Annotated in this window: 16 protein-coding genes and 1 pseudogene; 2 read left to right on the top strand and 15 right to left on the bottom strand. The window is 51.5% G+C overall.

The window, feature by feature from the left end:
* The first annotated feature begins 55 nt into the window (after nucleotides 1-55).
* Nucleotides 56-418 (top strand): hypothetical protein, encoded by a 363-nt coding sequence (locus M1E93_RS19595; RefSeq protein ID WP_000683483.1) that lies wholly within the window; start codon nucleotides 56-58, stop codon nucleotides 416-418.
* A 37-nt stretch (nucleotides 419-455) separates the two neighbouring features.
* On the opposite strand, the gene M1E93_RS19590 is transcribed toward M1E93_RS19595, so the two are convergent.
* The 11 genes from M1E93_RS19590 to M1E93_RS19540 all read right to left on the bottom strand — a co-directional run bounded on the left by M1E93_RS19590 (nucleotide 456) and on the right by M1E93_RS19540 (nucleotide 14,344).
* Complete coding sequence (locus M1E93_RS19590; RefSeq protein ID WP_000534551.1) at nucleotides 456-4,070, bottom strand: conjugal transfer protein TraG N-terminal domain-containing protein; 3,615 nt, start codon at nucleotides 4,068-4,070, stop codon at nucleotides 456-458.
* Nucleotides 4,071-4,082: 12 nt separating this feature from the next.
* Nucleotides 4,083-5,516, bottom strand: coding sequence for a conjugal transfer protein TraH (locus tag M1E93_RS19585; protein ID WP_000256129.1), 1,434 nt, complete (start codon nucleotides 5,514-5,516; stop codon nucleotides 4,083-4,085).
* A gap of 1 nt (nucleotide 5,517) precedes the next feature.
* Nucleotides 5,518-6,558, bottom strand: a complete 1,041-nt coding sequence (gene traF / locus M1E93_RS19580) for a conjugal transfer protein TraF (RefSeq protein ID WP_128345929.1) — start codon at nucleotides 6,556-6,558, stop codon at nucleotides 5,518-5,520.
* Between the two features lie 110 nt (nucleotides 6,559-6,668).
* Nucleotides 6,669-8,180: a UvrD-helicase domain-containing protein gene (locus M1E93_RS19575; protein ID WP_000811656.1), complete on the bottom strand. Its 1,512-nt coding sequence runs from the start codon at nucleotides 8,178-8,180 to the stop codon at nucleotides 6,669-6,671.
* Nucleotides 8,181-8,466: 286 nt separating this feature from the next.
* Nucleotides 8,467-9,507, bottom strand: a complete 1,041-nt coding sequence (locus M1E93_RS19570; protein WP_000101568.1) for a DNA-binding protein — start codon at nucleotides 9,505-9,507, stop codon at nucleotides 8,467-8,469.
* Nucleotides 9,508-9,660: 153 nt separating this feature from the next.
* Nucleotides 9,661-10,536 carry a DNA replication terminus site-binding protein gene (locus M1E93_RS19565; RefSeq protein WP_001097010.1) on the bottom strand — a complete coding sequence of 292 codons (876 nt, stop codon included), beginning with the start codon at nucleotides 10,534-10,536 and terminating at the stop codon, nucleotides 9,661-9,663.
* A gap of 316 nt (nucleotides 10,537-10,852) precedes the next feature.
* Entirely contained in the window at nucleotides 10,853-11,344 is a 492-nt protein-coding gene (locus tag M1E93_RS19560; RefSeq protein WP_000139717.1) for a hypothetical protein, read from the bottom strand.
* Complete coding sequence (locus tag M1E93_RS19555; protein WP_000997323.1) at nucleotides 11,341-12,210, bottom strand: 3'-5' exonuclease; 870 nt, start codon at nucleotides 12,208-12,210, stop codon at nucleotides 11,341-11,343. The genes M1E93_RS19560 and M1E93_RS19555 overlap by 4 nt, the downstream gene beginning before the upstream one ends.
* 4 nt (nucleotides 12,211-12,214) lie before the next feature.
* Entirely contained in the window at nucleotides 12,215-13,225 is a 1,011-nt protein-coding gene (locus M1E93_RS19550; protein WP_000543934.1) for a tyrosine-type recombinase/integrase, read from the bottom strand.
* Between the two features lie 2 nt (nucleotides 13,226-13,227).
* Nucleotides 13,228-13,764, bottom strand: a complete 537-nt coding sequence (locus tag M1E93_RS19545; protein ID WP_000949433.1) for a hypothetical protein — start codon at nucleotides 13,762-13,764, stop codon at nucleotides 13,228-13,230.
* Nucleotides 13,765-14,062: 298 nt separating this feature from the next.
* Nucleotides 14,063-14,344 (bottom strand): hypothetical protein, encoded by a 282-nt coding sequence (locus M1E93_RS19540; protein ID WP_000575657.1) that lies wholly within the window; start codon nucleotides 14,342-14,344, stop codon nucleotides 14,063-14,065.
* A gap of 261 nt (nucleotides 14,345-14,605) precedes the next feature.
* Between M1E93_RS19540 and M1E93_RS19535 the strand changes: the two genes are divergently transcribed.
* On the top strand, nucleotides 14,606-15,208 hold the full coding sequence (locus M1E93_RS19535) for a hypothetical protein (protein ID WP_000278322.1): 603 nt from the start codon (nucleotides 14,606-14,608) through the stop codon (nucleotides 15,206-15,208).
* 15 nt (nucleotides 15,209-15,223) lie between these two features.
* Here M1E93_RS19535 and M1E93_RS19530 read toward each other — a convergent pair whose 3' ends face one another.
* The 4 genes and pseudogenes from M1E93_RS19530 to M1E93_RS19515 all read right to left on the bottom strand — a co-directional run bounded on the left by M1E93_RS19530 (nucleotide 15,224) and on the right by M1E93_RS19515 (nucleotide 22,074).
* Complete coding sequence (locus tag M1E93_RS19530) at nucleotides 15,224-15,676, bottom strand: hypothetical protein (RefSeq protein WP_000791469.1); 453 nt, start codon at nucleotides 15,674-15,676, stop codon at nucleotides 15,224-15,226.
* A 170-nt stretch (nucleotides 15,677-15,846) separates the two neighbouring features.
* Complete coding sequence (locus tag M1E93_RS19525) at nucleotides 15,847-16,269, bottom strand: hypothetical protein (protein ID WP_001165345.1); 423 nt, start codon at nucleotides 16,267-16,269, stop codon at nucleotides 15,847-15,849.
* The gene (locus tag M1E93_RS19520; protein WP_426207301.1) at nucleotides 16,259-20,293 is read right to left on the bottom strand and encodes an RHS repeat-associated core domain-containing protein; all 4,035 of its coding nucleotides are present in this window, start codon (nucleotides 20,291-20,293) and stop codon (nucleotides 16,259-16,261) included. Before M1E93_RS19520 ends, M1E93_RS19525 begins: the two co-directional genes overlap by 11 nt.
* 240 nt (nucleotides 20,294-20,533) lie before the next feature.
* A pseudogene (locus tag M1E93_RS19515) lies at nucleotides 20,534-22,074 on the bottom strand (IS91-like element ISCR1 family transposase).
* Nucleotides 22,075-22,203 lie beyond the last annotated feature (129 nt).

Raw genomic sequence — 22,203 nt, 5'->3', positions numbered from 1 at the left:
CAGTTGCATTTTTTGATGCCGTGGTAAACTGGAGGTAAAGAGTAAGGGGGTTGATATGAAACATGTGGTCAATATTCTTCTGCTGGGAATGGTGCTTCTGGGAATAGCCATGATGGCTGACACACCTTGGGGACTTGGTGTGGCGCTGGCTCCCTTCGGCGTTTGGGGTGCTCGTTTCCTATTTCTGGTTCACAAAAGCCTTTGGGCTGCTGTTATCTTTTGGGGAGGGATCGCTTACTTCCAGTGGCAAGTTGCTTTGGTTGTCGGGGCTCTGTTTGGACTAACGTGCTTTATCCGCGTTGCGCGGTCAGCATATAAAGAGGCACCACCTACCCGGCGCAGAAAAAAACAAACTGGTGGGTTTCAAGATTCCTATGATTTTGACCAGCGCTTCCATATTGGAGCTGGAGACGAATAAGGGGGCCTGCTGGCCCCCTTATTATTTGGTTGGTCTTTTAGAACCTTTGATTTGCTATGTTGTACCCCCTGACGGCAGTCAAATAGCTACCTGAACGGTCTCCAGCTTCCGTCGAGTTCTGCAATACGTTTACCAGCTTGTCCGTAAACTCTTCGTTTTGCTGAGAAAGAACAGGCTGACCTCCTTGCATCATCGGTGAGCCATCCGGGTTACGTTCTGCATACTCCATTTTCAGATTCTGAACAGCCTGGTTCATGCGACCTTCGTTTGTGTCAAACGATTCGGCATAAACAGCGGCTTGGGATTCAGTCAGCCCATAACGGCTTTGAGCGATAGACTGCATCGTTTCTTTGAACTCATCACCGTACTGGTTCATAAACTGCTGCGCGGCTCCACCACCAGCTTCTGCGGCAGAGGATAGCGCTGCTGCATAGAACGCGCCGCGTTCCTCAATGCTCATCCCTTTAGCGGCTTCCGATAGATCAGATTTACCAGTTAACCACTCCTTCGCTGCATCATAGCCGCTTGCAGCAGCTCCCATGACGTTGCGGCCAAGTTTAGCCATACCGACCATCGCATCACCGGCCCAGCCAAACTCCTCTTGCACGGCCTGGTCGCCGCGTTGAGTGGCCGCGATGAATTGGTCGCGTTGTTCAGGTGTCATAGTTCTCATTTGATCCATCGCTCTTGAGAACGCATCAGCGCCAGCTTGACCACCAGCAATGAGAGCTCCACCTGCTTGTTCAGCTCTGCGGCCCATCCAATCACTGGAGTTGTCCCACGCTCCCCACGCCGAAGCGCTCCAAGACATTTCCGGAAGCGAGTTCATAAGGTTATCTTGGGCTTTTTTCAGTTCAGGAGCAGATACATTTCGCTCTGTTTGCTGTGCTTGGTTATGAAGAGCTGACGTACCGGCTGCATGTTCATTTTGAACAAGGGGGCTATTCGTTGGTAACTGCCCAGCTTCTGATGCCGGATTAGTTCCAGCCATCCCAGCCACATTCTCCCGGAATCCGGTTGGGATGTTAGGTCCACTGCCTACAGCCCCTTGAACCTGACCTGGTAGGCCTTGAACATTCGGGCCTTCAATGCCGTTATTTCCGTAAGCATCACCACTAAATGCTCCGTTGCGACCGGACGCGGTATTGATCGCCTGTAGTGCGGCTTGATACCCGCCAAGCTCCTTACCCTGTTCGTAATTTTTGGAGTTGGTCATTGCTGTCATTCGCGCTGCTGCCTGGGCCACTTGAGGAGACATTCCGTAGGCTTGGTATCTTTGCTGTAGTGAAGCCGCCTCGTCTTTAACCGATTGCGGCGCGGCATTTCGGAAATAGTCATTCAGTTGGTTCATGGCCGCAGGGGTTTGTGCTACTGCACCACCGAGAGTTTTAAAGTCGGTATTAGTCATGGAGCCCATTTGGTTTTGGAGCTGACTCATTGTTGTGAAGGTGTCCGATGCAGACACCAGTTCAGAAGCGGACTTGGATAGGTTCTGGGATAAGCTATCGCCCCAGGTTTGCTTGAATGACTCGCTTCCAGAACGGCTGAAACCCTGCGCTAATTGATTTGTCAACGCCTGGCTATCGGTTTGCGAATAGCTCACACCCTTCATGAACTGGGACACATCACTCGCTGACCAGCTTGAAGAGTCTTGAGTTGATGACTCTGTTGCTCCCTTCGCTTGCGCTTTGATGTCCAGGACATCACTGCCGCCGCCTGATTCGCCATTACCACCAGCAGGAACTAGGGCTGTACTGTTTGATTTCACACCAGCAGCGGCCTTCATTGCTGCCCTGGCCTTGCCAACCATAGGCATAAGCATGGACGCAGCTTCGTCAACATCGAGTGTGCCCATAGCCTGCATGGCAAAAGCACCTTTGACAGCATCAGAGTGGCTATCATCCACCTGGAACTTATCCATGAAGTTCTTGGCTTGCTGGTTGATCAATTGGCTTTGAGCTGTGTTTTGCGACGAAACGTTGCGCCCGACATTGGAGAGTCTTGAATAGGCTTGATCCTGACTTACTCCATCAGAAAAACCTCGACCAAGAGTGCTTTGGAAAGCCTCCGATTTCTGACTTTGTAATGCCTGTGCGGAGCTCACGCCTGATGCCAAGGTGGAGCCAAGCGAGAAGGTACTGATCATGCTTTCTGCGCCGTTTGCAATCGCACCACTGAACTGGTTGTGATTGTACGCTGGCTGACTTTGCATAACCGGACCTTGCTTGAGTAGATCTGGCGTTTGCATCTTTTCGTCAACGTGGTCAGAACCACTTATTCTCGATGCCAAGCTGGTGAAGGCGTAGGTGCTACCTGTGACGATAAACAGGGAAATCACCGGAGTGGCCGCAGCCAACATGCCGCCGGTTGCAATCCAGTGTTGCAGAACATCTCCAGTTGAGGAAAGAGCGTACATGGAGTTGAGACCACCAGCACTGAGGCTAGACATCTCATTTGACGCGGCGGTATGAACAAACAGGTTTATAATTGAGAGGACTGGCATCCATAGCTGAATCCAGAGGATGGTTTGTACATATTTCCCGGCTAACTGGAGGCCGAAGCTGCCCATCACGATAATAAAAGCAATGATCGGGGTTATAGCATAAATAAAGCCTTCAAAGAACGTCAGCATTGGTCGGACGACGGTCATGAACATCGACTGCTCTGCGGCCCACTGTGTGTTCCGTTGCTGAATAGCCTGGTTGACCATCAATGCAGAGCCATAATCCTGGAGGTCCTGATAACGTCCTGCTGCGGCTTCATAATAGAGGGGCTCCAGAACGGCGGCTTTCAGATAGTCGATTGATGACGTAGTTGTGGCACCCATCGCTTGAAGCGAATCGGTCAGCTTCGTTAGAGCGTTGTCTCCAGTTGACGTGTCAATACCCAGTAGGCTGTTAAGAGCATCAACAACAACCGGGCTGCTTAGGTTGGCGGTTGCAGTGCTAATAGCCACCCATCCGTCAGTACATGTGTAGTCAGCGCCGTCAGGGTTTGCTGTAGACAAATACAACCTAGTTCCGTAGAGCTGTGAGTTGAATCGCAAAGCTGAGTCAGTTGAACGGTTCATCAACTCATCAAGGGACATTAGGTTGAGATCGACTTTGGTTAACGTGCATTCCCGAATGTAATTGTTCCAGGAACGCCTCACGTCAACATAGCCGCCTCCATTTGCTGAGTTAAGCGCAGTAAAAACTCCTGTGTCATAGGCTCGCCGTCTGACGTCATTCAACAGTTTCAGTGTTTCGGAAAAGTGGCTTTCCGTGACATTGGGTACGATTACCCCATATCCAGTTTCAAACAAATTGGTGATGGTGTATCCCACGTTGGATATGACACCTCCAGCAAAGCCTACCCCAATAGGGACATTGGCGACGACTCGAACCTGCCCTGTATAAGCGTCCTCGATAGTCACAGTTGTGGTTGGGCCGAAGAAACAGGCATATAGAATCCAACCTACCAGCACTTGCTGGAGGTTGATTTGCTTTGCGCCCTGAAAGACGGACTGAATACAGATCATCAAGACCCCAAGAAGCAGGCCAATACTGACCATCTTCTCGAAATCCCCGGTGCCGGTGATCATTGATACTGCAATCAGGATTTGCTCCAGAAAAGCAGAGTCACCGATAGAGTGGATTGAAAAAGATCCCATTCCAATAGCTCCTTAGTTCGTGCTAGGAGGATTGGACAAAGTTGCCAGCATGTATTTTTGCTTGCGGATGTTGTCCAGTAGGTTGTTGTATTTCTCAATTTGGCTTGCCAGATCGCCGTATTGAGAGGACAGGATTGTGTATTCAGCACGGATTTGCTGTTGCGATTGCGCGAGAAGCTCTAGTGCCTCTTTCTTGTAGGGTGATTTGCTGTTAGCCATCGCAATGCGAGCTGCGCGGAAGAACTCTTCCGAGAAGCTATACATCATGGTCAGGGCTATCGCTCCTGATGACTCTGTTGCGAACAGGTTAGCGCCGTCCTGTGAAAGGACAGACAAGTTACGAACAATGGTGCCAATCCCTCCGGGGAGGTTAGAAACAAAGGCCTTTTCTGGGTCGGTTAAGGTTCCAGAGTTCGTTGCGTATTTGTAGATCACACCAGGTGTAGAGCTTGTTCCTAACAGCATATCGGTGATCTGGTTCTTGATACCTTTGAGCACGACAGTTTTATTGCTGGAGCCAGCACTCAGGCAGTTGGTCGTATCAGAATCACAGGAATAGATCTCAACAGAACCGCCTGAAATCAGGTCTGACAAGGTGATCTTGTTACCTGGTAGGGTCGTCAGAGGGGTTGTTTTCGCACCAGTGCCGGTTGAGTTCGGGTCGTTTACCAGATCACCAATGATGACTGTGCCGGTTAAAGACATGATCGCTTCAAGAAGGGTGTTATCCCCGTACTGGAACCAGGTGTTGGCGTTGTTGCTCTTGAGTTGCTTCCAGACGATGTTGCCAATCATCTTGTTGTATTCGTCAGGTTTGTTGGCTTTCAGTTCTTCCAGAGGACTCTTGCCGCTGGTTTCCTGCTTGGACCCGAAGAAGTCTTCATACAGGCCGGAAGTTGTCGCGGTTATAGAAGCATCAGTTTTGTGTTTAAGGTCCATGCCGCTGGTTAGGTCGTTCACGAAACCTTGAGCGAGCTGGCAGGAGTTGCCCAGATGTTGGTTGAGCGCTTGCACTTTCTTCTGGAAGTTCTCTATCCACTTCGCTCCGTCCGGGAAAACGTTATCGAGCGCAAGCTGGAAGGCATAGCCCTTGGCGTTGGCTGCTACAGCCCGAAGGAGTTGGACAATTTGATCCGCGTTAATGAAGGAAAGCGAACCGCCGAACAGATCTACACCACCGCAACCAGCTTTCCATGATGGAGGGGCAAAGCTCACCAGGTTCTCGTCGAAGATTCGTGTCTTTGCAGTGAACCGGCCACCAGCTAAAACGCCACGTCGTTGGCTTTCATAAACCCCAGGTGGTGTTGTGTTGCTCATTTCATTGAAGAGTTTGTCCATCTGTGATTGGAGGCCGTTAGCGGCTATCGCCCCTGTCGGTGCCATGACGAGACTGGCCGCCACACTCAGGGCAAGCAGGCTCCTTTTTAATGTCTTGTGCGTGACCATCTTAGTTCTCCTGTAATTTGTCCCGGATGTACTTCATGAGTTGTTCCGGTGGCACAAAGTTGTCTTTATCACCGCTCGCTTGAGATAGCTGTTTGAGGTCAGAGCCCAGCTCTGGTGAGGCCAAGCGTTCGGCTATGTTGTTTTCCAGGTTGAGTACCGGACGTGTACGGTTAAACTCTTCGTCTGTGACCCAACCATTGCGTTTTGCTGCGACCAAAATCCTGTGATTCAGCTCAGGAAGAGACATTGGCCCTTGTCCTATAGGAGCGAACTGACCGTCTGGAGATGCGAGGTAAACAGCAGGGAAAGTTACGATACCAAGTTGTTTGGCATGGCCTTCATCGGTTTTGTAATGGGGGAAAAGCCCACTGGGGAGTGGTTTGCCGTCCATAGATACAGGAATGATCGAGAATCCTTCTCCTTGTTCCAACATCTTGATGAGCGGTGCTTGCAAGTCACTGTAGTCATCGTCGGACTTGTAGAAGAAGAATATCCCTACGCGTTCGGCTACGCTTTTGAGTAGCATGTTTTTGGCGTTACCAGCGTCACGATCAACTTGTTGTGAGGCAAACGTGGCAGCAGGACGTCGAGTAATTTCATCCAAGAAAGGATCACCTACGACCGCCAGCTCTGTAGCATCGGAAAATTGTTCAGAGCGATCTATCGCAAATCGTTGCAAGTAGAGAAACGTCCTGACGTTTTCAACGGTAGGATTGTTCCAAGCAAGGTCTTTGTACTTGGGTAAGTTTTCCCGGAACCATTCCGCTGAGAACATTTCTGGGCCGCTCGGAAGCGGAGCAGCAGGCTTAGGCTGTGTAGGCTTCGCTTCTGCCACAGACTTTGGTTTGGGCTTTTCGGGTTTTTTCTCTGGTTCTTTGGGCTCTTCCTTGTACCAGAACCAACCCTCTTCCTTTCGCTCATAAAAACCAGGTCTTGTGCCATCTTGAGCCCAAGCCTGGTGTGATGCCCCCAGCGTGAGCGCTGCAAGGAGCAGTAAATTCAAAGGTGATTTTTTCATAGTCTCACGCACGTATTTTCCCATGCTCGATATGGTAGAGGTGGGAGGCGTGAAATTAGGCAGGTGTAAGCGCCCATTTAGGGCGCTTAGAGCGTTTTATTTGTCAACTTTCACATGTGAAAGAATTGACCAAACTATTTGGTCGTGTCCTCTTCAACTTCTGTCGCTTCTGCGGCCATCTTCATCTGCTTCTCGACCATGCGTTTTTGGGTGATGTAGCGGATAACCATCTCGACAGCGCTGTTCAACGCAAGGATTCGCATCGCTCTGGTGGATGCAACGTAGAGCAGGTTTATTTCATCGTCACGGGCCATTGGGTCGAGCTCTGGGTCCAGGACATCCGGAAAGTCGTCATAGAGCTGAACAAAGTCCCACTCCAACCCTTTGCACCGATGAGCTGTTGAGACCGTAATGTCAGCCCCAAACTCTTCTTTGACTGTATTGCGTCGTAGAGTGGTGAGTCGTTCAGGGATTTCATCGTAGCTGTTGATGATCTTGACAGCCCTCATCATCTCAGGGTCTTTGGTCGCCTTCGCTACTTCTTGATACTCGAAGTAGTCTTCATACTCATCAAGCAGTTTCTTATTCTTTACCCGGTCTGGCTCTGCCATCGAAAACCAGTACAAATCCTGGAGCTCATTGATCTGGTAAGCGTCGATTCCACCGACCCAGAATACCTGCGCTCCGGATTCGGTCGCAGAGAGCGCCGTCTCTATAACCCCCATGACGGTTCGGTGAAGTATTGCGCGGTGGCCCACGTCACCTGGTAAAAACATGAGTACCTGATCTGCTGGTCCCCGGCCAACAACAGGTCGTGTTTCACCTTTGAGTTCAAGAAGGGCGTTTGCCACCAGCGAAACGTTGGGGCCAAAGCGGAAGCTATGAGTGAGATAGAGTTGGTCGGCGTTCATGAGCTCTTTGCTATCAAGGGCGTTGTTTGCGCCTCTGAACCTATAGATCTGCTGGTGGCGATCTCCAACCAGGATTACCTTGCAGTTCTGCTGTAGGACGATGCTACTTGTTACGGGGTTAGCGTCTTGTGCTTCATCAAAAAGAATGGTGGTGTACCGGCGAGACAGATTCGGCATCCCGAGCTGATACTGTTTGAGGTAGCAATCGTGTACGGTCGGGAACGGATCTTGAACGTTTGTCATCCGTTTCCATATGAGCTCAGCACCTTCGACCACCTGGATTTGGTATCTCTCCTGTTTGGACGTAAGCACTTTACCCGTATCGGCGCGAGCAAAATGCGTATAAAGAATCCGCATGTCTGCACTACACATAAAGGCGTTGAGCGTATCGAGAATATCTTTGGCAAACGTCCAGTTCTTGGTATTCACCGCTTGGGCAATATCGGTGAGCCTTAGGTTGCCGGAGAGTTTGTGCTGGTAGCCCCTTCCTATAGTGGCGTAGGCAAGCTGGTGGGACGTTTTGCAGTCTACGTTTGCAGGAAACTTTTCTCTTGCCTCGTCGCGGATAGCCCTGTTGTATGCCAAGTAGAGGATACGTGAATCGAGGTTGTTGTGGGCGTACTTCACCAGTGTCGTGGTTTTACCCGTTCCAGCGTAGGCCTTAACGACAAGGCGAGGCCCTTTGTACTGAGTGATCAGTGATTGTTCTGGTGTGTCAGGAGGAAGTTGTTTCATGAGGCCCCCTACGACAAACACATCTGGAGAGTGATGCGCTTCTTTTGTGTCGAGAGGAACGTACTGATCCGCTTTTCTTCTCGGGGGAGGGATACTTCACAATCCAGATCTGTCCACCAGTCTGGGGCTTTACCTTGAGCCACCTCCGTAACCCAACTATGGAGACGGTGTAACCAGCGATAGTCGCCAATAGATGAGGTGGCTAGTGTCATAGCCTCCTCAATCTTGGTTTGAAGAGCCGCAGCTCTGTGTCGCCACTCTTCTGAATATTTAGCCTTTCGCGCCATCAGTTTTCCTCTTTCTTTTTCCCTCCCTTACCAGCTTTAGCGAGCTCTTGCTCCAACCCAGAAATTTTGGTCAGTGCATCATTGAGTCTTTGTTCGAGGCTCTTGGCCTGCTGGTCTTTTTCCTGCAACTGACCAGCCATCATGCCTTTGTCTTGAACAAGAGCGCGAGCTTCTGCTTCGGCGCTGGATAATTTGGCGTCCAGCTTTTCTACCTCTCCAGATAGGCGCTGGCACTCTCGTTCAGCGGATTCGCCATGAGCTTTGGCTGTGGCAAGGGAGTCCTGTGATTGGGCCAGTTTGGCCTGTACATTTTCGAGCTGCTCTTTCAACGATGTTTTTTGTTCCTGAGCGGCCCGGAGCTTTTCTGTCTGCTCTATACTCTTGCCTTTTTGCTCCTCCAACTCACCCTCTGTAGTTGCCAATTTTTGGCTCAAAGAGCGATTTTCGCTTTTAGCTTGCTCCAGGTGATCCTGTGCTCGGGTCAGATCTGCGGCTTTCGCCTCCAGCTTGCCCTCCAACTCAACGATCCGCTTTTCCAGCTTATCAATGTCAGCCAGTGAGCGTTCTAGCTCCGCAGACTTGAGGGATAGCGAGTTTTCTGCCTTACCAAGGGCCGCATCGAGCTCTGATTTTTTGTTGGTGAGAGCTTCAAGTTGTTCCTCCAGTAGCTCAGCCCGTTCGGTGGCATCATTTGCCATGTCCACGGCTTGCTGCATATCTTCCTGGTACTCAATTTCTTTCTGTCGTAGCAGTTCACGCTCGCGCTCAAGCTGTTCATCGGCGCTTGCTTTGGCTACCGTATAGATCTTCTGTAGGAAGAGCTCAGCATCGCTCATAACCGATTCTGGAAGGACTACCTCTACCAGCTCTTCATCGAGGGAGTGTTCCTCTGACCACTGTTTGAGATACGTTGAAATGGTGGTAAAGCTCCCCTTGCCAATGATGTCTCTGATAGCGATGACCGTTGGGCGTTTACCGGCGTCCTTGAGCTTTTGGGCCGCAGCCGCTACATCGTCAAACTCAACCAATTTTCTTGCCATGAGAACGTTCCTTTTAATTTGTAATGTTTACGATAATTACGATAATTACGATAATTATCATAATTATATATCATGCTGCTGTCGATTGGAATTGTTTGTGTGGGACAAAGCCCTTCCGGCTGCGGAAAAGCCTTGTTACGCGGTCACGCTGATTCATCCAGGGAAGGATTCGATAGTGACTCCACCGAAGGTGCCAAGGATTTCCGATGCCGCTTTATCAGATCGAGTTTTGCGTTGTTCTGAGGCGTCAAAGTTACGAAGCAATTTGAGCTGAACATCCTTATCCTGGAGCACGATCAGGGGCATTGGCGCGGTAACGGTTTTGAGTACCCCTGCGGCCATGACGTTTGCCACCGGTTGAACCTTTACTTCCCTTCGCTCCCGGAGATAAGGCTCCGGGGTGCTGGCGATCTTCTGGATAAGCTGCTCCAGGGGAAGTTGATAGTCTGGCCCAGATCGCTCCAGCTCCTCTCTGATGCGTTGCAAAAGCTCCTCTTTTACGGGCTTCTTCAAGGAGTCCTTCCGTTGCCAGGTGAAGCGGATAGAGTCGATGTCGCCATTGGTATAGCACCGAATTTGTCTGTAAAGGTGGAGAGTCATGACACCAGGGCAGTCCGCTCGAAGTGCTTCAAACCTCTCTTGCCTGGTGGGGTACGTCGAGATAATGAACTCCTCGATACCAGCTTTGGCCGCGTTGATGCGTTCAACCGTCGCCGCAATTTCGTCAGCTACACCAATCCTGGAAGGGGAGAACCAGAGTACCCCCACGGTGCGCCTGGCAGACTTCTGCGAATAGTCTGGGTTGATGTGAAGATCTCTGTAGCTGTGCGCTGCCAGCTCAAGAGCTTCGCGCCCAGTTTGTTCAGTTACGACAATCTTGTTGACGGGCTCGTTCTCCATTCCTTTTCCGGTAGGAGGGATGGCCGCAACTTTTGCGTACCGTGGCGGTAGTCGTTTGATAAGAGAGGACAGGTTCGTTAAGTCGCGGCACATGGCCGAGAATTGTTCTGATATGAAGTTTTTAGCCATGCTGCCGCCTATGTGTGGGTTTGTTCTAACAGTTCATTGGTTACATAGTAGACAGATTTAGACCATCATGCAACAAGGGGGAGGGGCAAGAATACGCCTCCGCTTCGCGTCGGCGGGTGCCCTGTTTGACCTTCGTGTGTGAGATTAGATTGAGAAAGAGAGAGAAAAAGAGAGAAAGAAGAAAAGCGCGGGGCAAGCCAGAAATGTGGCTGAGGGGGACTGCTGGGGTGGGGCTGGCACCCTCTATACCCCACTTTGCATGATGGTCTAACTTTGTGGTTATAGGACGACTTTTAGAGTGCCTAGATTTGCTCGATTAGGACAAATTTCGGTCCATCCACGCTGATTGGCGTAGCAGCGCGATGGCATCAGAAGGGGTAACTTTCCATGCGTTGGAAAGCTGGCGAACTGCGAAGACTGCGAGCTCCATTCGGTCGTCATCATTGATGAAATTCTGGAGCTGGTTTCCTCGCTCACTAAGGATGATCGCAACACCGGCCTTGCCGTTGTTGTAAACCGCAAAGCTCTTATTCTTCGCGTCGCCGTGATAGGAACCCTCAGCCTTGCTACGCAAACCAAAGAGAACGCTGCAAAACGCCGTCAGTTCGCCGCGAGTGAGCTGCACCGTGATCTTGCTTTTCCAGTCTGGGCTGGACCCCGATGCCCTGATCGGCGCAATCTCGATGCTGACCGTAGGATATTCACCTCTGGTTAGCGTGTGTTGCACATTCAGGCCGGTGCGTTTCGCGGGGTCCTTCTGCCAGTCTGAGAAAAATTTGAGACTTTCGCCGTAGGATTGTTCTGTCATTCCAAATTACCTTTGCTTTGAAGCTCCTGGAGCTGGACCACGAGGTCACGTTGGACTTTGGCTATCTCTGTCACCAAGTCGGCGGTGGCAATAGCGTCGGTCGCTGCTGAATGGGCTCGACCTTTCCAGCTCACACCTGCCTCGCAGGTGGCATCCGCAAGTGAGATTGTGCCGTGCCGGTTGGTTGAGCCAAAGGCATCAGCCGCCAGCTTCATCGCGCACAGACAGTTCTGCTCTTGCCACCAAGAGAGTTGGTCTCCAAATGCACTGGCTGTTTGCCTCAACATCCTACTGTCGAAACTGGAGTTAAATATCACCAGATGACGGCCCGACAAAAGCCGGGCGAGAGCTGGCGCAACTTGAGTCCACGTAGGCTCATTCGACAGCTCAGTCTCGGTGATGCCATGAACACCCATTGCCTGAGGGTCTATTTCCACGGTTGGCCGTAATCTGGTGCAGAGGAGAACCGCGCCTCTGATGTCAGTAACAGCCAGCTCGATCACCTGGTCTCTTTCACCAAGTCCGGTCGTCTCGGTATCGAGAACCAGAGGTTCCAGAGCGACCCACCTTTGTGCCATGACAGAGGCCTTTGCCAGGTTGCTACGCATTCTTGCCTTGACCGAAAGGATGGATTGCGCCCTTATTTGCTTTTGTGATGCCGGTGAACAACCCCTTCTCCGCATTGGTTGGCAATCTGCTATCCGGTACACTCCAAATTGGCCACCATACCCGTTTTTGTAGAACGAAACTGGCTCTACTCCTGGCTTAGGCTTCATCCGAAATTCGTCCCTGAGCCGTCCTTTTGAAAAGCACCTATCGGCTTTCATGGCTTCGGCTCTGGCAAGTTCGAGTTCTTCATCATTCATGCTGTTAATCCGCTATATCGAGGCGTTGGCTCGCTCTCTTCAAACGCTCATCGCCGCGTCTGTCATATTTCTGGGTAGTTGCAATGCTTGAGTGGCCCATTGCGTCCTTCACGGTCACAATATCCTCACCGTTATCCAGCATCGAGGAGGCAAAGGTGCGTCGCAGGTCATGGGGCGCAAACATCTCCAGACCGGCTTCAACTCTTCTGGTCTCCAAGATGTGGTAGATGGCCTGATCCGACATCCGCTCTCCAGTCACATCATCAAACCGCCTGATCCTCGGGAATAAAGGCCCTTCATGCGTTCCTCGAACCTCTTCAACCCACTTATCCAGTCTTTTCCATGCGCCACCAGGCACATACGCCATTCTCTCTTTGTTGCCCTTGCCAAGAACCTTGAGAGCGCGGTCCTTGTAGATCATGCTTCCCATGTCCAGCGCAACGATTTCCGAGCGGCGCAAGCCACACCCGAGGAGCACCCCGAGAATGGCCGCATCCCGAAGCCCTTTGGCGCTTGAATCACTTTCACATGTGAAAAAGAGGCTGCGAATCTCATGGCGTTCAAGTGCCCGCCCTTTAGGAAGTCGAGATCCACGTACTGAACGGACTTGCTTAATGTGCTGGAAGCTATCCGTATCAATTTGCTTCATCGTCCAGGCTTCAAGAGCCACCCCTTTGAGCGCTGACAGGTAGGTGTTGATCGTTGCCGGAGCCTTCCCTGCATCCCCCAGCATTTCCAGCACCGCCAATATGTGGTGCCGCCTCATTGAGCTCCATGCACAGTCACGAAGGTTCTGAAACCCGATCATCTTGGCGACAATGTTGAGGAATGAGCTCATGGTCTGCCTGCTTCGCTTTGACCCGAGGCTCACCAGATAGGCGACGGCGGGGTTGTCCTGGATGTTCCGGAGCGAGCTCGATGACGGCAACAGTTCACCGCGAATGCTTTGTTCTGCCGGAACATTTACTTTCGCATGTGAAACTAGCTCTTCCTTGTCATTGTTTGTGTCGTGCAAAGTTACCTCCTAAGCCCGACCGCAACGAGAAGAAAATCCCATATTTTGAGGTGAAGAGGTAGTTCCTCCTCCATATGTTGCGTTTCGTAGCTTTGCATCAGTGGTTCAAACTTGGTTGGATTGCACAGCAATTCGTAAACTGTTCGGTTGGGCTTGGTGATCGGCTTATTCGGAGTGAATCCATGTTTGTTCTGGAGGTACAGCGCTACCGCGCCACTTCTGGATTCTCCGTAATAGCAATGAACGAAGATCTGATCGATACCGCTACCAACCAATCCATCCAGGAAGGTGGACAGCTTTTCAGCCTGGGATGAGTCAATGTAAGAGGCGTAATTCATCCGGAACGCTGCCTTCATCGTGTGGATGGTGTTCTCAGAATAGCCGCCGTCATAGAAGCTATCGCGGTACAACTGCCCCCACTGTCCGAGAGCGGCAGGGGACTTGTCTGGGTCAGTTATGGAGATCATGGCCGCACCGGGAACCGGCTCCAGTCTTTCGGCCTCCGCTTGACTAATGAAAAAGACTTTTTTGCTAAGCATGTCCCATCATCCCCTTACAAGGATGTGTTGCGAGTAGCTCACGCGCCTGACTTTGCCCCTCTTGAGTATCTACAGGAGCGGTCGTATACACACCTCCATGCCGCAAGTCCACAATACTGGTCCGACAGCAAGAACCTACGTTCTGAACTTTATTGTCCGAATCCAAACCAGCAAAAGTATGGCACGGTCCAGGGAATGGTTTCCTGCAAATAGAGCAGCGCTCAAAGTTCTTATCGAGGATTCTCTTTAAAACTTTCTCAAATTTGTTTTTGTTTAACATCGAGTTCTCCACACAAAGTTACTGGCCGAGCATCCCAGCCAAGGTGGTCTGCTGGCCTTCGCTACAAGGTGCAAATCCGGCAAAAGCACCGGCATTAACCTTGAGCTCATCAAAGCGTCCATCGGTGTCCCGGTAGTACACCTTACGTTTTCCAATTCCACCTTCGAGGTTTGCGGCCAACCAGGCGATCACTGCATCAGCATCGTTCGTAACTGATGCTCCCTGATCCAGATCGATAAGTACCAGGTGGGTGTCCGTCTGGAGTGCCACTTCAAAGGTCGCTCTTACATCAAAAATCACTGGTCGCGCTCCTTGTAAAAAGTGGGCATTCAGCACCACCTATCCTATTCCAAAAACTCTACTTTTTCAAAGATACATTTTAATAAGTAGAACAACAGCAAGAAGAACTTAAATTTATTTACCGTAATTATCATAATTACGGTAATACGGTAATTTTACAGATTTAGATGGAATGGTATAAGATGTCTCGCTGGAACATACTTGCTGAAAAAACGCTTAACAACGATAGTGAAAACATCATGTACAGGTGCGAGAGATAATATGTATAAGAGCCTTGAAGATCTGATGGCGGGTATTTACGAGATGGCAGCGCCAGATGGCATCATCTGTAACGAGGTTTCCAAATTCCTTGCGGCCAACCAGGTCAAGCCGGAAGACATAAGCTCTGGGATCTGGTTTTTCCTGTGGCTGAAATCAGCTCCCAAGGATGCGAAGCCAATCCAAAAAGAAATCCCCGGATTTGGAGTTGTTCTCAACATGCCGACTTATGGCGGAACGCTCAACGAAGCAATCACAGGGTTGATCGAGAACGAGTGCCGTCAAATAGAGCTCGCTGAGGGACATCCGAGCCTTGAGGCTTGGGTTGAATCAGTATTAGCCGGTCGAGATGACGGAGAGGAAAATGAAGCTGCGGCCAATATCGTGGATCTGCTTAATGGGTGTCACGACCTACTGGATACAGCAATAATCAATTACCTTTTTAAGGTGGGAAAAATCAACGAGCAAGAGATTTTGTCGCTCATCTATTATGGAGAGCTATGTGACCACTCTCTTGTCGGTACGCCTTTTTCAACGTTACATATCCCGAGTGAAAATAACGTCCACGAACGTAACATCATCCCCATTAAAAAAGGAGCCAGTTAGGCTCCTTTTTGTTACTCAGGGTTTGCTTTGAGAAACAACTTCATTCCAAGTATGCAGCACCTTCGATAGGTGCTGATGCTTTCTGGTGAAGTCCTTATCATCCAAGAGTGCTTTAAATGGCGCGTTCAGGTCACTGCATGTGACGTTCTTGCCGATCACAGACAGGGTATCCTGGAGTGATCCACCAGCAGCATCAAGCCCCATTCTATCGACGGTCTCACTACTCACCATTGCCTGGACAACATTGGTGAATGCCTTTGAGTTGAGCTGCTCAACGCTCAGGGCTGTATTGCATTTCTGCTCAACCGCTTGCTTGTACTGGATGGTGTACTTTGCAGTGATAGGTGACATGGTGTTCATCGCAAGTATGTATGCGTCTACCTCACTGGTCGGTAATGTCGCGGCGTAGACTGACGAGCATGATGCGGCTGCGGCCATTATCAAAGTTATTACCTTCTTATTCTTCATTTCTCTGAAATCCCCCTTTAAAATATGGAGCTACAACTCATTTGTACCAATCATAATACTATTGATTTCCAAAAGTATCTCTCTCTACTGACTCTATGATGGCTCGCCTTCCAAACACTTGGCCGCTGGCGTCGGTTAGCTAGACTAACACCAGCGTATTCAATGAATAACTAGCCAAAAACCTTTATCAATTCTTTAATTGTTCTGGCAGACTCCATTTCCTCCATAATCTTTTCAATTCCGACGCCGGAATCCAAATTACTTCTGTACTTTTTAGCCAAATCACAAAGTTCAGATTTTAACTCCTTGCAATCCAGATTAGAGATAAGAACAGCATTGAAATTAGCCTTAAACAGTCGAGAACCATACATCACAATTTCTACAGGCCAGTACCAGAATGGACTTAGCGGCTTGTAGCTCGCAACCTCGTCTATTTTGTAGTGACGACCTTCCGAATCATAAATGTCCATCAGCTCAAAATAACCGTTCCTCAAAGACTGAATAGTACATTTCCCGAACTCGGATTCTGATGCCACTACGAAGAGCGACCTTTTCTTGCTGCTCACAAGCAGCGCTGGAAATTCAATTTGCACAACCGCATCCCTCATCATTTATTGAATCAGCTAAACCACCACTAACAGGAGAGGCTTGAGCTACTTTTGCCCATTCAGGCGTCCCGTGCCACCAACGACCAAATGCGCTATATGGGGTAGGTCCATTGCCGTGAATGTTTTGGTGAATATCTCTTGGAATGGACTTCAAGTTCCAAGGATGGTTTTTTATTGAGTCAGGAACATATTTGCCAAACTTGCCATTTCTCTGAATAGCCCAATGGTGAAGCTCATTACCTCGTGGAACCCCTTGAACTTTCCTTACTCTGGGTGAGACATTGCTCCATTTTTGGCTTAATTTGAACCACGATTTACCGGAGCTGGCATGTCTGAAAACTCCTGACGCCCAGCCGCCACCTATAGCCCCAATCGCTCCGGCGATTCCAACTTTTGACCAACTAACACATTTCCAACTCCCATTATTTTCGATTAGTTGGCTAAGTAGCTCCAACCCAGCTCCAATACCTGCACCAACAAACGCAAATTCACCCGTCGGGTCGGTATTGGACATAGGGTTTCCATGCACATACCCGTAGGTGTTTACTCCATCGATCAGGCCAAGAGGGTCGCTGGTAATGTACCGCCCGGTCGCTGGGTCGTAGTAACGCCGCCAGTTGTAGTGGAACCCGGTCTCCGCGTCGTAATACTGTCCTGGGAATCGCAGGTTGAAGGTTGGCCCCTGGATGATGATGCTGGCCTTACCGAACGGGCTGTAGCTCGCCTTCCAAACGACTTGGCCGCTGACGTCGGTCAGTGCCTTCGGGGTGCCCAGGTGATCGACGTGGACTTGGTAGGTCTGTCCTGACTGAACAAAGCCCAAGGGTGTCCCATCGAGCCAGATGTACTCCGCCAGCACGTCTCCAGTGGCCGCGTCCAGCTCCTCGATGAGGTTTCCTGCCAGGTCGTAAACCAGCAGCCGGGTATGCCCGTTTAGGGTCTTGGTTACACGCTGATCCAGATGGTTGTATGTGTAGCTTACAGTCACTCCCGCGACCGTTGCGGCCACCAGCCGGTTCTGGCTGTCATAGGTGAAGGTATCCGCCCCCTGCTTCGTCAGGTTGCCATTGGCGTCATAGCCATAGCCCAAAACGCCATAGATCCCCTCAGCAGAGGTGATGCGGCCAACCGCGTCATAACCGAGTGACTGATTGACTGATGAGCTGAGATTGTCGTCTATGGCTGAAATCAACGAGTCTGGCGTGTACCGATAGACCAGCGAATGCACCCTAGCAGCGTCGATGCCGGTGACACGGTAATCGAGATCCAGAGTGCGGCTTTCTGAAATGCCGTTCCCTCTGACCATACTGGTGACGGGGCCAAAGGGCGCTCGCTCAATCTGGCTTGCCAGGTTTGTTGTGGTGCCTGCTTGTGTCGTTGTCACCTCGATGACGTCACCGGCTGAGTCACGGGTGTAGGAGACCTCACGGCCACTGGGATACGTGATCTTCGTGACGAGGCCTGCACCATCGTATTGGTACTGGGTAGTCAGGCTCTGCCCGTGGGTTTCCCAGGTTTCGTAAGCCAGCCATCCTTCGGGGGTGTAGCCAAATCTCCGGACACCGTTGCCATCATCGACTGAGGTCAAGCGGCCTATGCCGTATGGTGAGGTTGCTTCGTCGTACCCGTACAGAATTGGCGATTCGCCAGCGACATCGCTGGAGGTTTCGATGATCCGGTTCAGCGCGTCATAGCTGTAGCTTGTGGTTTGCCCCTTGGCCGTTTTGCGCGTTGCCACGTTACCGGCTTCGTCATAGGTAATGTCGGTGGTGCCGGTGTCCGGGCTCCGGACCTGGGTCACTTCGCCAAAGCCGTTGTAGCTGTAGTAGGTCAGGCGCGAACGAGGGTCGGAGACACGGTAAACATCGCCGGTATCCTTGTAGAGCACCTGCGTGACCTTCCCGAGGGGATCGGTCGTTTGTGTCCGGTGATGGAAGCCGTCGTACTTGTAGGAGTGTGTGTTACCAGAGGGACTGGTCTCCTGTATCAGGTTTGCCACCACATCGTAGGAAAACGATGACTGATTGCTATAGGCGTCGGAGACACTGGAGAGCCAGCCGATTTCGTTGAAGATCCGGCGCTCTATCCAACGGGTCTGGCCCAGCGCATCGAGCAGTCGCTCTTCTACTGGGTTCCCGAGGTCATTGAGCTCAAGCTCGCGCCGGTTGCCCTGTGCATCTGTTTCCGCCACCAGCCGATGTGCAGCGTCGTACTCATAGCTGACGGTTGCACCATTTGGCTTGGTCAGCGAACTCAGGAGGCCCACAGCATCATAGTTGTAGACCGTGGTTCCTTCTGGCCCAGTGGAGCTGACAAGTCTTCCTCTGGCGTCATAGGTGAGGGTTTGGGTTACACCATTGACACCCTGAATGGTCCCGGCGCGACCGTTCGCGTCGTAGTCACCAAACTGCGTCACCTGCCCCAGCGCGTTCGTTGTCCGGATCAGGTTGCCCTGGTCATCGTAGTCAAATGTCGTAACATCGCTGACGTCGGTGCGCGGACCATCAACCGAGGCCAACAGGCTCGGCTTTCCTGTACCAACAGGGGCATAGGTGTAGGTCCATGTCCGGGAAGCGCCCGAGCTGCGATCAGTGACCTTGCGGCTTATCACCCGGAGATGAGTGTCGTAGGTGAGCTCAGTGATCCTGGTTGGTTCTGTGATTTTTGCCGGGAGCGACTTGGAAGGAAGCCAGTCGGTCGTAACCTTACCCCCGTCCTGGTCTATCTGGGTGGTTTCCAATCCCCGGTCGTTATGGGTGAACGTGCGCTTCTGCCCAGCGCGGTCAGTAATGCTGGAGACGAGGCCTTTGCTGTCGTAGACGTAGGTTTCCTTGCCGCCCACAAAGCCGGTACACGGCGCACCCTCAACCACATCAGGCTTGAGCATCCCATTGTGGCGACTGTAGGTGTATCGCTGAACGTGGCCGAGGGCATTGGTGACAGAGACGCTTCCGTCAGCGTTGTAGCTTACCTGAGTTTTCTCTGCGCCCCCGGCGTGTTCGCTTAGAACCGCTCTCCCCTGAGTATCATATCCCCATGTGGCGAAACGGTTGCCGTTCTCGTCCACCAGCCCAGAGAGCAAACCCGGTGCATTCGGGTCATCGTAGAGATAGCTGCGGCTCGTATTGTCCTGGTAGATCACTTCCGCCAGCTTGCCAGCGCTGTTGTACTGGTACTGAATACTGCCACCAGCAGGATCGGTGACACTGACCATGCGGCCATCTTGATACTGGAACTGGATGGTGCGGCCAAAGCCGTCAGTGATCGAGGATAGCTCTCCGTTCAGATAGCTCAGGGTGATGTGATTGCCGTTGGGCTTCTCGATGCCGGTCAGTCGTCCGGTTTCATCATAGGCCTCGACTACCCCGTCAGATTGAGTGTAGCGCCAGCCGGTAGCATCCTTCGTCAAGGTATCATCGGTTTTCCATGTTGGCACCCAGACAGAGGACGAGTTGTAGAACGCGAGTTGTTGCCCTTCTGGCCGGTGCAGGACAACCATGTTCTCACCGTACTTCGAGGCGTTGACCTCGACGCTCCGCGAGTAGGTATGCCGCCAGCCGCCGAGCTCTTCATCAGGAAGGTGGCTATTGTAGTATCTGGTGAATGTGAAAGGGTCGGAGCCTCCGCTTTGATAATCCAGTTCAGCCTGGAACTTGTTGCCGGTGCCAAGATGGATAGGGTTCCCTACACACATGGTCGTTGTTGGTAAGCCGAGATCCCTGTCCAGGAACGGTGTTTTATCCATCTCACCCGGCAGAACATAGGTTGAGCGCCAGTAGACCGTAGCTGGGTCGCCAGTGCAGGTAGTGGGGTCATAATCGCCAGTAGCACCTAGATACTTAAAACAGATCCTGGAGACATAACGGCCATCACCATAACTGGCAACCGGATAAAGCGCATCCCCAACTGGCGTTCCCTTCCCTTGCTCCTCACCAGAGCGATAATTCTTCATGAAGGAATGCGCGTCTATGATGGTGTTGAAGCGCATTTTGTCTACTTCGGTGCTCACGGCTACAAGGGTATAGGAAGTATAAACCACCTTTTTGCTCCTCATCCGAAGTATCTTACCTGAAATTCCCTCACTCGTTTACCGCTCAAGCCCCAATTTTAACTGCCGGTCCAGCCTAAACCGCTCTAATAAGGTTCGATTTGGCGGTAAAATCTCTAGCCTGATAGCTCGAGAGATACAAACTGCCCCACCGCCCCGTTTAAAAGTTGGCAGTGTTGAGCAGTGTTGGATTTGGGGTCGTCAGTCAAAGAGACGACTCTGTGATGGATCGAACAGGCTGGGAGTCAGTGGCGGCGCTCGTTCTGGTGGCAGCTCACGCTGCTTGGCGGCATTCGCCTTGGCTGTTTTCTGTTTCAGATGCTTGAGAATCTGCTCAATGACCTTCGGATCTTCGATGCTGGCAATCACTTTGACGTGACCGCCGCAGTGTTCGCAGACTTCAATATCAATATTGAAGACTCGCTTGAGGCGTTGCATCCAGGTCATGGCGCGGTGGCGCTCTGCAGGACTCTTGTCACGCCAGTTAGTATCGAGACCTTCCGATTTGTCGGGCTTCTTGCCCCGCTTGGCGGGTGTTACTTGAACTCGGTGTTTGCTGTTCGGTGCAAAGACGCCGTGGAAGCGTGTGAGGTTGACTCGCGGCTTAGGTACCAACGCAGCGAGTTTGGCGATGAAGTCCAGCGGCTCGAAGATCACATGGGTGGTGCCATTGCGGTACGGAGTTTTGAGCTCGTAACGCACCTGCCCATTGGCGGTTAATGCCAGACGTTTTTCTGAAACCGCTGGCCGACTAATGTAGCGACACAAGCGCTCAAGCTTATCCCGCTGATGCGCTTCGGCCATCACACCGGCGTGTAGCGAGAAACCAGCATGGTTGGCTACTCGACTGCTTGAGTCGGCTTTATCCTCACGCCCTGGCAAGGTTTGCAGGGTGAAGACTTTGCGCCCTTGCTGGGGGCCGACGGCAATGCGATACGTAACCGAAGCACCATGTAATTGAGTCAGCGTATCGTCTTCGCCCTCTTCCAGTGTCAACCACGTATTCTCGGCATCACGCTCCAAAATCCCACGCTTTTCCATGCAGCGAGCGATGCGATGGCTGAGGGTGTGAGCGAGCGTATTCAGCTCATCGTAAGTGGGTGCCTTGACACGATGGAAGCGTTGCTTGCCATAGTCATCTTCGGCATAGACACCATCGAGAAACAGCATGTGGTAGTGGACATTGAGATTTAGCGCGGACCAAAGCGTTGGATAAGAGTCACTGAGCCAGTTTGTGCAGAGGCTTTGGTGTAACCGGCTTTTTTGATCAGATGAGTTGAGAGTGTACGATAGACGATACTCAAGACCTGGCCCATCAGCTGGGGATGGCGAGCCAGCAAAAAGCGTAGCTGGAAAGGAAAGCTGAGCACCCACTGGCGAATGGGCTCCTTGGGGAAGACTTCGTCTATCAGCAGCGCCGCACTCTCGGCCATCCGGCGGGCACCGCAGCTAGGGCAAAAGCCGCGTCGTTTACAGCTGAAGGCGACCAGACGCTCGTGATGACAATCCTCGCAGCGAACCCGCATGAAACCATACTCCAGACGGCCACATTGGAGGAGGTCGTTGAATTCTTGTTGGATGTAGCGAGGCAGGTGTTGACCTTGGGCTTCGAGTGAGGCTTTGAAGGCTGGGTAGTGCTGCTCAACCAGCTGGTAGAGCAGCGTCTGGTCGGGTTGGTGGCGTTCGTAACCGTTTGTTTGAGTGGGCGATTGACTCGCCGTGGCGTTCCTTGCCAGCGACATGGGTATCCTCCGCTGATACTGTGGTTATGTACAGTATCAGCGGCTTGCGTTCAGACGTCCAGTCTGGCCCTAGACATCGCTAAATGCTTAACCCGCAATAGCCCTCACGAGTTGTTATCAGCCACTACC

Source organism: Providencia sp. PROV272, assembly GCF_049901975.1.
GTDB lineage: Bacteria > Pseudomonadota > Gammaproteobacteria > Enterobacterales > Enterobacteriaceae > Providencia > Providencia stuartii.
Note: the sequence above shows the minus strand (reverse complement) of the source record. Positions and strands in the feature narration are given on the sequence as shown.

Bases quoted from the DNA above. Each gene is read 5' to 3' on its own strand.
- M1E93_RS19595 (WP_000683483.1), top strand. From the start codon at position 56: ATGAAACATGTGGTCAATATTCTTCTGCTGGGAATGGTGCTTCTGGGA.
- M1E93_RS19590 (WP_000534551.1), bottom strand. From the start codon at position 4,070: ATGGGATCTTTTTCAATCCACTCTATCGGTGACTCTGCTTTTCTGGAG.
- M1E93_RS19585 (WP_000256129.1), bottom strand. From the start codon at position 5,516: ATGGTCACGCACAAGACATTAAAAAGGAGCCTGCTTGCCCTGAGTGTG.
- traF (WP_128345929.1), bottom strand. From the start codon at position 6,558: ATGGGAAAATACGTGCGTGAGACTATGAAAAAATCACCTTTGAATTTA.
- M1E93_RS19575 (WP_000811656.1), bottom strand. From the start codon at position 8,180: ATGAAACAACTTCCTCCTGACACACCAGAACAATCACTGATCACTCAG.
- M1E93_RS19570 (WP_000101568.1), bottom strand. From the start codon at position 9,507: ATGGCAAGAAAATTGGTTGAGTTTGACGATGTAGCGGCTGCGGCCCAA.
- M1E93_RS19565 (WP_001097010.1), bottom strand. From the start codon at position 10,536: ATGGCTAAAAACTTCATATCAGAACAATTCTCGGCCATGTGCCGCGAC.
- M1E93_RS19560 (WP_000139717.1), bottom strand. From the start codon at position 11,344: ATGACAGAACAATCCTACGGCGAAAGTCTCAAATTTTTCTCAGACTGG.
- M1E93_RS19555 (WP_000997323.1), bottom strand. From the start codon at position 12,210: ATGAATGATGAAGAACTCGAACTTGCCAGAGCCGAAGCCATGAAAGCC.
- M1E93_RS19545 (WP_000949433.1), bottom strand. From the start codon at position 13,764: ATGCTTAGCAAAAAAGTCTTTTTCATTAGTCAAGCGGAGGCCGAAAGA.
- M1E93_RS19535 (WP_000278322.1), top strand. From the start codon at position 14,606: ATGTATAAGAGCCTTGAAGATCTGATGGCGGGTATTTACGAGATGGCA.
- M1E93_RS19530 (WP_000791469.1), bottom strand. From the start codon at position 15,676: ATGAAGAATAAGAAGGTAATAACTTTGATAATGGCCGCAGCCGCATCA.